Below are 8885 nucleotides of genomic sequence, written 5' to 3' on the forward strand. Positions count from 1 at the left end.
GTTTATGTAAAATGCAACGACAAGGAATTAGTTATTTCTGTTTGTCTATTGATCGTTTGGAGTATAATGCAGGCAGACGTTTATATGTCTCATTAACTTCTTCTTTTGCCGCAAAAATCATTTCTAAAATGGAGAAAGGATGAAAATATGCCTAAACGATGTGATTGGGTCACAGATAATAAAGAATATAAGGAATATCATGACAAAGAATGGGGAAGACCGCTGTATAATGATCAGAAACTTTTTGAATTATTGTGTCTCGAGGGTGCACAAGCAGGATTAAGTTGGCTGACAGTACTTAAAAAGCGAGAGAGTTACCGCGAAGCATTTGATAACTTCAATCCCTGTAAAATAAGCGTATATAATGAAGAGAAAATTCAAACGTTATTAAAGAATACAAACATCATACGAAATAAATTGAAAATCAGATCTGTGGTGTCGAACGCTCAAGCATATTTAAAAATTACTGGAAGTGGTCGTTCATTTTCAGAGTATTTGTGGCAGTTTGTAGGGGGGCAGCCTATACAAAATACCTGGAGCGATAGCTCAGAGGTTCCATCACAAACGGGAAGAAGTCAGCAAATGAGCAAACAGTTGAAAAAAGACGGATTCAAATTTGTAGGGCCTACCATCTGTTATGCTTTCATGCAGGCGAGCGGAATGGTCAATGACCATATAAGGGACTGTTTCTGTTATGAAGCAGTCAAAAATGAAAAAGAAGCCAGGTAATGTCACGAATAATTAAAAAAGGTAACACTTTGAGACTCTGTTTCGTTATTAAGGGTGTAAGCAGTGATCACCTTACAAAAAAACAGAGGAGGAAACACAATGCAAAAAGAATGGGATGGAAGTAAAGTAGATATATTTCTGGAAGATGCTGCAAATGAAAAGTACATTCGCCGACGTTTCAATGGTGCAGTTCAGACATTGACTAATGAGCAGGTTGCAGCCTTTACTCAAGCACTGAGCAAAGTGAACGAATTACCTGTATCATATGCTGCTGTGATTGAAGAATATCGCTACACACTTTGATAAAAATTCAAAAAATAAAAGGAGGAAAATACATGGTGAAAAAATTAGAACTGCGCTTTAAATCTGCTGAAGGTAAAACAAAGGTTATCGGGGTCGATCAGCCGGTCGAAGGCCTTGATCCAATGATTGCACAGGCCGCAATGGAAGAAATCATCAATCAGGACATGTTTGAAGTAGAAGGAATCAAACAATTTGCTGCAATAAAAGATGCACGTTACGTTACGCGTACAGTGGAAAATATTATCGAAGAAGTTTAATATACTGATCAAAAGCCGTCTCAGGTTCGAGGCGGCTTTTTTAACGTTGAAATATCAGAAACAGGAGAAAAATAAGTGGAACAATACATCGATGAAGAAAGAGAAGCTTTTCTAGTGTGGATCACACTAGAAAAGCTTTCAAAAAGTAAGTGTTTTTGATATACTGATAAAGCCAAAAAAACAAAGGAGACAATGTCGTGAAAACTCTATTATTAGCACTCGTTAAATTTTATCAAAAACTCATCTCCCCCTTGTTCCCGCCAAGTTGCCGGTACTATCCCACATGCTCTCACTACACAGTAGAAGCCCTGGAAAAACACGGAGCTATGAAAGGAACCGTCATGTCGGCATCAAGGATTTTAAGATGCAATCCATTTTTTAAAGGTGGCGTGGATAAAGTTCCAGATCATTTTACAGTGAAAAGAAATCCCGACACCAAAAATGATGTTTATTTGGGTTCAGGTATGACAGTGAAAAGCAAAGGAAAAGATGGAAGTAAATGATAGGCAGGCGCTAAAATGGTATCTTATCTTCAAAAAAATTAAATAAATAAAGCTGATTCCTGCTTTATAAATAAATAAAAATAAGGTACTATAAAAGAACAGGAAAACAATAAGACGTCCTTTTCTTGTAAAATAAACGATGAATGGATGGATAAAATGAAAGCGCTAGCTAATCTCTTTATTATTGTCGGCCTGGCTTTTCTTGGATGGTTCGGCTATTCCTTGTATGATCAAAATCAAACGCAGTCCGTTACAATAGAAGAAGCAGAAACAGCTATTCAAATGCTGCGCGAAGATGACAATGCACCTCAGACTGAAGAGGATATACTGAATTTCTCTCCAGAAATGTATGAAGCTTTTGGCATTTTACATGTCCCTAAACTGGACAGGAGTATCGGTGTAGTGGAGGGGACTGACCCTGAAGCCTTGCACCAGGGGGTAGGGCACATGTCCAGTACAGTTTTACCGGGTCAGGGAGAACAGATCGTCTTTTCAGGACACCGGGACACAGTATTCAAAAATTTTGCAGAGCTGGAATTAGGTGACACATTCGTAGTAGAAATGCCTTATGGAGATTATACGTACGAAATCAAAGAAACAGAAATCGTCGATGCAGACGATACAACCGTCGTAGGCAAGATGGGGGAAGAGGTACTTGTGGTTTCAACCTGTTACCCCTTCGATTATTTAGGCAGCGCTCCGGAAAGATTTGTATTTTACGCTTATCCAAAAGTAAGCTGAAAAGTAAAGGGCAGGATTGCTCATGAAGCACGATTTAAATACAAGAATCAGAAAAAGAGGCTGGGGCTTTGTCCTGGCTTCTTTTTCTGAAAGCAGGGGTTAAAAATAATGCTATCTGATCGGCAAAGTAAAATAGAAGTCACTTTCTTTATAAAAACTTTAGCTTAATCAGCTAAGATAAATGATAAAATGTAGAAGAATAAAGTTAGGAGAGGTGTAAAAATGCGTATTTTAGTCGCGGATGATGATAAAGAGATTTGTGACCTCCTTAAAATTTATATAAATAACGAAGGTTATGAAGTTGAAAAAGCACACGACGGGCAGGAAGTGATTGATAAAGTACAGAAACTCGATATCGATTGTCTGATACTTGACGTCATGATGCCGAAAAAAAGCGGCTTGGAAGTTGTTAAAGAGATAAGAAAAATTTCTTCATTACCTGTACTGATGTTGAGCGCGAAAACGGCGGATATCGATAAAATTCGCGGCTTGACCAATGGGGCTGATGATTATGTTGTCAAGCCCTTTAACCCGCTTGAAGTTTTGGCAAGAGTGAAGTCATTGATCAGAAGAAGCACTTACGGAACCGGTCAGAATGAATCTGGAGAGCTTGAAATCGGATCGCTGATCATTCGTAAAGATCATCATCAAGTAGAAACGATCGACGGGACAGCGATTCAACTAACTGCTTTGGAGTTTGGGATATTGTATTTGCTTGCTACTAATCTGGGGCGTGTGTTCAGTGCAGATGATATTTTTGAAAAAGTATGGAAGCAGGAAAGTCTTGTTCCGTCCAAGACAGTAATGGTCCATGTCAGCCATTTAAGAGATAAAATAGAAAAAGCCACTGGCGGAGAGAATATCGTGAAAACGGTATGGGGCGTGGGATATAAAATAGAAAACTCTTAAGGGGGATCACGTTGAAACTTACGAAAAAAGAAAAATGGCGTCTCGCTTTTGAAGCTGTTGTCACAGCCGGGATCATTTTTCTCTGCTACTTTGCGGTATACGAGATTTTCCGCTGGTTTGTTACGACCTTTAAGGATATCGTCAGTGATGTATGGTTTTTCGGTGATGTTTTGGACGATATAAGCAATCAGGAGCTGTGGGGTCTGACTCCCCTGGTGTTTTTGTTTCTGACTATTATAGCGGGCGTTGCTATATATTGGCGTCTGAAGAGGCGTTATCGTCAATACGAACTCAAGCATATCATCAAAGAACTGCACTATATTGCTCTAGGGAATTACGATCACCGTATTCGTGGATCTTACAGTGGCGATATTGGGAAAGTCGTAGAGAGTATTCATATGCTGGTCGATTCGACTATTATGGCGATGGAGGAAGAAAGACGCATTGAACAAAGCAAAGATGAACTTATCACTAATGTCAGTCATGATATCAGGACACCACTGACATCCATCATAGGGTACTTGGGTTTAATAGAAGAAGATCGGTATGAATCTGAAAAGCAGGCGAAAAAATACGTTCACACGGCCTATGAAAAAGCCAAGCAAATGAAAGCGCTAGTGGATGATCTATTTGAATATACAACTGTCAGACAGACGACAGTACCACTGGATTACGTTACTTTTGATATGGTACAGCTGCTTGAACAGGTGGCAATCGACTTCGAACTGGAAGCTGAGAAAAAAGGAAAGAGTATTCATATCACTTCTGAAAAAAAACAGATGATCATGCGTGCCGACACGGAAAAAATCGTCCGGGTTTTCCATAATTTGCTTTCGAATGCGCTGAAATATGGGAAAAATGGCGAACATATCCTGATCAGCGTTAAAGAACAGAGAAATGAGTTAAGTGTTTCGGTTAAAAATGATGGAGCAACCTTGACAAAAGAAGCTTTAAATCAGTTGTTCGAACGTTTTTACAGAGCAGAAACCTCCCGCTCCCAGGAAACATCAGGAACAGGTCTGGGTCTGGCAATTGCTCAGAGTATTGTGGAGCTGCATAATGGGAAAATCACTGCACGCGTTGAAAACGGTTGGACTATCTTTGATGTGCTGCTGCCGATGGAAAAAGCTTGAAAGCCAGTTATTTATAGCAGCCTATCTTTGGTAGTCGAAAAGGTGTATGAGTTGAAAACGGGCTGGTGTTCTTTTAAAGTGGAGTTATAGATAGCAATCAAGAATTCTAAAGGAGGCTTTTTCAATGAGTGTAACCTTTGATGTTTTCAGAGAGCGGATCATCAATGCAAATACAGAAGAAGAAGTTAAGGATCTGATGAAACAGTTCAGGCGTTCAAGAGAGAACGGGGATATAAGCGAAGAAGAAGAATCGAATTTGAAAGATATCGCAAATAGACAACTCGAAACGAAATAAAATTTCTCCAGTTGATTTAAAATATGGACATCTTGAATAAAACACGGCGAGTATAAAACTTGCTGTGTTTTTTCGTTTTAAATCATTCAGGCTGGATGACAAGACAGTATCAAAAATATGAAAACTCCATGAAGGTGGTTGTGTTTTTACAGGGTGTAGCGTACTATAAGTAATGTTATTAAACAGATGAAAAACGCTGTACACAACTATTAAATGAATACTAGAAACTGATATAGGAGTTATCCAAAATGATAAAATCAAAATTGACTAAACTGCTTAAAGTGGCCTTAAGCGCTTCTTTGGCTTTCCCCGTATTAATGACAGGTAGTGCTGCGTATGCGAGCGAACATGACGTAAAAATCGAAGCGGATGCCTCGCTTCTCATTGACTATAAAACAGGACAGATATTGCATGAAGAAGATGCTGATGAAGCAAAAGGCATTGCTTCTATGACGAAAATGCTTGTCGAGTATATATTGTTCCAGGAAATCGAAGCCGGTAATCTGGATTGGGATTCAGAAGTGACGATCAGTGATTATGCACATGAAATCAGTCAGAACTATGCTTTGTCAAACGTCCCTTTGCGTGCAGGTGAAACCTATACTGTAGAAGAGTTGTATGAGGCGTTAGCTATATACTCAGCTAATGGTGCTACAATCGCATTGGCTGAAAAGATAGAAGGTTCAGAATCTGCTTTCGTCGATCGGATGCGGACGCTGGCAGATTCGTTTGGGATCAAAGATTACGAGATTTACAATACGACTGGCTTGAATAACAGTTATTTAAATGGCAATCATTATCCAGATAGTGATGAGGATGCTGAAAACGTGATGTCGGCTAAAGGTATTGCCAAAGTTGCGATGAAATTGCTGGAAGATTATCCAGAAGTGCTTGAAACATCGAGTGTTCCTGAGAAGATATTCAGAGAAGGAACGCAGGATGCTATTTCCATGAGAAACTGGAACTGGATGCTTAAAGGATTGCCTAATGAACGTGAAGGTGTCGATGGCTTGAAGACAGGAACGACTGATTTTGCCGGGGCCACTTTTACCGGAACAGCCAAACGTGATGACCAGCGGTTGATATCAGTCGTTATGGGAGCAGGCGATGGCTTTACTGAACGTTCGCAGCGTTTTGTAGAAACGGGCAAACTTTTGGATTATGGCTTTGACGAGTGGAACTATACTACGCTTGTCGAACAGGATGTTACGCTGGATGACGCTGATGCTCTTCCTGTTAAAAATGGCGCAGAAGAAAAGGTGACGCTGAAGACAACGGAAACGTTAGCCTATTATGTGCCGAAACAGGAAGACGATGAAGCTGTCGGTTATACATTTGAACCGAATGAAGAACTCTTAAATGAAAAAGGTGAGATAGAAGCACCTGTTGAAACGGGAGCTATAGTAGGTGAACTGGTTTTAGAGGATCAGGAAAATATCGACTTCATAGATTCAGACGTTAAAGAGTCGATTCCAGTAGCGGCTGCAGAGACTATTGAACGGGCAGGTTTCTTCACAGTCGTCTTAAATATTGTCAAAGACTTCTTCGGTAGCCTTAAAGATCGCTTTTAATACAGTCATAAGTATTGACCTCGAAGAATAAAGTAAGGTAAAATGGACACAAAGATAAATAAATGAAAATGAACGAAATAGTACAGGAAGATTCAAGCCTAGAGAGTCAGTGGATGGTGAAAACTGAACTTGTTTATCCTGGAATCCATCGTTCGGTATTAAATAATGAAGCAAAACTGCCTAAATTATTTCGGTTGGGACCGTTAGACCTGAGAGCGCAGAAAAATGATAAATCATTTTTCTGAATCAGGGTGGTACCGCGAGAAGCAGTCCTTTCGTCCCTAACTTTGGGGCAGAGGGCTGCTTTTTTTATCCGCAAAAATAAAAACAAGAAAGAAGGAGAAAACATGCTGGACATCAAACGTATTAGAAATGACTTTGAAGACGTAAAAGAGCGTCTGCAGACCCGCGGGGTAAAAGGCGAAGAATTAAACGAGTTAAAAGATTTAGATGAGAAAAGAAGAGAACTGATACAAGAGTCAGAGAAATTGAAGAAATATAGAAATGACGTTTCTTCTCAGATCGCAGAAAAGAAAAGAAATAAAGAGGACGCCACAGATGTCATAGCAGAAATGAAAAAAGTGGGGGAAGATATAAAAGCAATTGACAGCGAGTTGGAACAGCTGAAAGAACAGATCGATAATATAGCTGCCGGCTTACCTAATCTTCCCCACCCGTCACTCCCCGTGGGTGAAGATGAAGCGTCGAATGTTTTAGTGCGAAAGTGGGGAGAGCCGGTAACCTTTGATTTTGAACCGCAGCCGCACTGGGATTTGGGAACTGATTTAGGTATCCTTGATTTTGAACGTGGTGCAAAAGTTGCCCGCAGCCGCTTCCTTTACTACAAGGGGTTAGGTGCGCGATTAGAAAGAGCCTTATATAACTTCATGCTTGATATGCATACTACCGAACACGGCTATGAAGAAATCATTCCCCCTTATCTGGCAAATGATGAGGCGCTGTACGGAACAGGGCAGTTTCCTAAGTTCAAAGAAGATGTGTTCCAGATAAAGAACCACCCGCTTACACTGATTCCAACAGCGGAAGTTCCTTTGACGAATTATCATCAAAAAGAAATCCTTGAAGAAAAAGACTTGCCTAAATATTATACCGCCTTGTCGCCGTCTTTCCGTTCGGAAGCTGGAAGTGCGGGAAGAGATACGCGTGGACTTATCCGTCTGCATCAATTCAATAAAGTTGAAATGGTGAAATTCTCTAAACCTGAAAATTCTTATGACGAACTTGAAAAAATGACAAACAATGCGGAAGCAATCCTTCAAACACTGGAGCTGCCTTACCGGGTAGTGCTCCTTTCTACAGGAGATACAGGTTTTGCAGCAGCAAAAACCTATGATTTGGAAGTCTGGATACCTGCGCAAAACACGTATAGAGAAATCAGTTCGTGTTCAAATACTGAAGACTTCCAGGCGCGAAGAGCTATGATTAGGTATAGAAAAGAATCAGATGGTAAGATAGAATATGTACACACCCTGAATGGTTCAGGTCTGGCTGTTGGGCGAACAGTAGCGGCGATCATGGAAAATTACCAGCAGGCCGATGGGAGCATAAAGATACCCGAAGCTCTTGTACCATACATGGGTGGCGTTACAGAGATTCGCTGAAAATGATGAAAGACCACTAAAGGAGGATGAAGATGGCTAATGAACAAAGAGCAATTTTTGCCGGTGGATGTTTTTGGTGCATGGTTCACCCTTTTGATACATTGCCTGGAATTATCTCGATCACTTCAGGCTATACTGGCGGACATGTGGAAAATCCAACATACCGTCAAGTCACTTCAGGGGAAACAGGTCACACAGAAGCTGTCGAGATTATATATGATCCAGATAAGATAACTTACAAGGAACTTGTTGACATTTACTGGAGACAAACCGATCCAACCGATGCGGGCGGGCAGTTTGCCGACAGAGGAGACTCGTATAGACCGGTTATTTTTTTCGTGAATGAACATCAAAAGCAAGTAGCAGAAGAATCGAAAAAAGAATTGGAAAACAGCGGAAAATTCAGTGAACCGATCGTTACGCAAATTGAAGAGGCCAAACCATTCTACCCAGCTGAAGAATATCACCAAGACTATTACAAGAAAAATGCTGCTCATTATAAAAGGTATAGTATTGGGTCAGGAAGAGCCGGGTTTATAAGTGAAAATTGGGGAAATTAATTAAACAAACACAAATCCATATCCTTCTTTGTCGATTTTTTAAAAGAATGTAAAAAAACTAGTTGACAAAGAAGGAAGGATTTTGTAAGATGTAAGAGTTGCTTCAGCAATTGCTGAAACGCATGGAATTATTTTGTGTAGTGGTCATGGCGAGAAGGATCCACCTGTTCCCATTTCGAACACAGCCGTTAAGCTTCTCAGCGCCGAGGATAGTGAAGGGTTTCCCTTTGTGAAAGCAGGACATTGCTATGCGGAATAATAC

General features: G+C 40.3%; 11 protein-coding genes, 1 rRNA gene and 1 other annotated feature. All 12 genes read left to right on the forward strand.

Translation table 11 applies throughout. From position 1 onward, the window contains the following. Positions 1 to 147: 147 nt before the first annotated feature. The 12 genes from AKA01nite_RS04550 to rrf all read left to right on the forward strand — a co-directional run bounded on the left by AKA01nite_RS04550 (position 148) and on the right by rrf (position 8875). Positions 148 to 729: a DNA-3-methyladenine glycosylase I gene (locus AKA01nite_RS04550; protein WP_146924132.1), complete on the forward strand. Its 582-nt coding sequence runs from the start codon at positions 148 to 150 to the stop codon at positions 727 to 729. Between the two features lie 99 nt (positions 730 to 828). Then, positions 829 to 1032 (forward strand): DUF1659 domain-containing protein, encoded by a 204-nt coding sequence (locus AKA01nite_RS04555; protein WP_146924133.1) that lies wholly within the window; start codon positions 829 to 831, stop codon positions 1030 to 1032. Between the two features lie 32 nt (positions 1033 to 1064). Further along, positions 1065 to 1289 carry a DUF2922 domain-containing protein gene (locus AKA01nite_RS04560; RefSeq protein ID WP_222592482.1) on the forward strand — a complete coding sequence of 75 codons (225 nt, stop codon included), beginning with the start codon at positions 1065 to 1067 and terminating at the stop codon, positions 1287 to 1289. Positions 1290 to 1486: 197 nt separating this feature from the next. After that, entirely contained in the window at positions 1487 to 1792 is a 306-nt protein-coding gene (gene yidD / locus AKA01nite_RS04565) for a membrane protein insertion efficiency factor YidD (protein WP_146924134.1), read from the forward strand. Positions 1793 to 1939: 147 nt separating this feature from the next. Then, complete coding sequence (srtD, locus tag AKA01nite_RS04570; protein ID WP_246116987.1) at positions 1940 to 2533, forward strand: class D sortase, LPxTATN-specific; 594 nt, start codon at positions 1940 to 1942, stop codon at positions 2531 to 2533. A 222-nt stretch (positions 2534 to 2755) separates the two neighbouring features. Then, positions 2756 to 3442, forward strand: a complete 687-nt coding sequence (locus tag AKA01nite_RS04575; protein ID WP_146924135.1) for a response regulator transcription factor — start codon at positions 2756 to 2758, stop codon at positions 3440 to 3442. An 11-nt stretch (positions 3443 to 3453) separates the two neighbouring features. After that, positions 3454 to 4575: a sensor histidine kinase gene (locus tag AKA01nite_RS04580; RefSeq protein WP_146924136.1), complete on the forward strand. Its 1122-nt coding sequence runs from the start codon at positions 3454 to 3456 to the stop codon at positions 4573 to 4575. A gap of 124 nt (positions 4576 to 4699) precedes the next feature. Further along, a complete protein-coding gene (locus AKA01nite_RS09285) occupies positions 4700 to 4870 on the forward strand; it encodes a hypothetical protein (protein ID WP_186805093.1) in 171 nt (56 codons plus the stop codon). A gap of 248 nt (positions 4871 to 5118) precedes the next feature. After that, positions 5119 to 6441 (forward strand): serine hydrolase, encoded by a 1323-nt coding sequence (locus AKA01nite_RS04585; protein ID WP_146924137.1) that lies wholly within the window; start codon positions 5119 to 5121, stop codon positions 6439 to 6441. A 59-nt stretch (positions 6442 to 6500) separates the two neighbouring features. Beyond that, positions 6501 to 6727: a binding site (T-box leader), on the forward strand. 61 nt (positions 6728 to 6788) lie between these two features. Further along, positions 6789 to 8063 (forward strand): serine--tRNA ligase, encoded by a 1275-nt coding sequence (serS, locus tag AKA01nite_RS04590; protein WP_146924138.1) that lies wholly within the window; start codon positions 6789 to 6791, stop codon positions 8061 to 8063. 32 nt (positions 8064 to 8095) lie between these two features. Then, complete coding sequence (msrA, locus tag AKA01nite_RS04595) at positions 8096 to 8623, forward strand: peptide-methionine (S)-S-oxide reductase MsrA (RefSeq protein ID WP_146924139.1); 528 nt, start codon at positions 8096 to 8098, stop codon at positions 8621 to 8623. 136 nt (positions 8624 to 8759) lie between these two features. Beyond that, positions 8760 to 8875: ribosomal RNA gene (gene rrf / locus AKA01nite_RS04600) — 5S ribosomal RNA — on the forward strand. The last annotated feature ends 10 nt before the right edge of the window (positions 8876 to 8885 follow it).

Origin of the sequence: Alkalibacterium kapii, assembly GCF_007988865.1 — a bacterium.
GTDB lineage: Bacteria > Bacillota > Bacilli > Lactobacillales > Carnobacteriaceae_A > Alkalibacterium > Alkalibacterium kapii.